This window comes from Vibrio sp. 10N.261.52.C11, assembly GCF_041471405.1.
Lineage (GTDB): Bacteria > Pseudomonadota > Gammaproteobacteria > Enterobacterales > Vibrionaceae > Vibrio > Vibrio crassostreae_C.
This window is the reverse complement of record NZ_JBFROI010000150.1, coordinates 1-369: the sequence shown is the minus strand read 5'-3', so window position 1 is coordinate 369 and position 369 is coordinate 1. Positions and strand designations below refer to the sequence as shown.

Sequence of the window (369 nt, the reverse complement as noted above, 5' to 3'; positions counted from 1 at the left end):
GCAGTGCTAAAAAAGATATCACAGTGACCGTTCATGGCACCAATGATGCGCCAGTTGCGTCAGCTGAAGTACGTTTAGCGAATGGCTTGGAAGATAGCAAAATTGTCCTCACCTCAGCACAGCTTCTGGCTAATACTAGCGATGTTGATGACAACGATATTGGCAAACTATCCATTGAAAACCTACAGGCTGACCATGGTGCTATTGCGTTAAATGCCGATGGCACGTTCACTTTTACCCCAGAAAAAGACTACAACGGAGCGGTGCACTTTAGCTATGATGTCAAAGATGCCCACGGTGGTGTGACACACACTGGCGCATCAACGACGCTCTCGGCTGTTGGCGATAAAGCCCAAATCGCTGGCGTTG

1 protein-coding gene is annotated in these 369 nt (G+C 48.5%); it reads left to right on the top strand.

Annotated features, from left to right (window positions below; genetic code table 11):
* The coding region (locus tag AB4323_RS24480; RefSeq protein WP_372153554.1) for a cadherin-like domain-containing protein at positions 1-369 on the top strand (369 nt) is incomplete at both ends.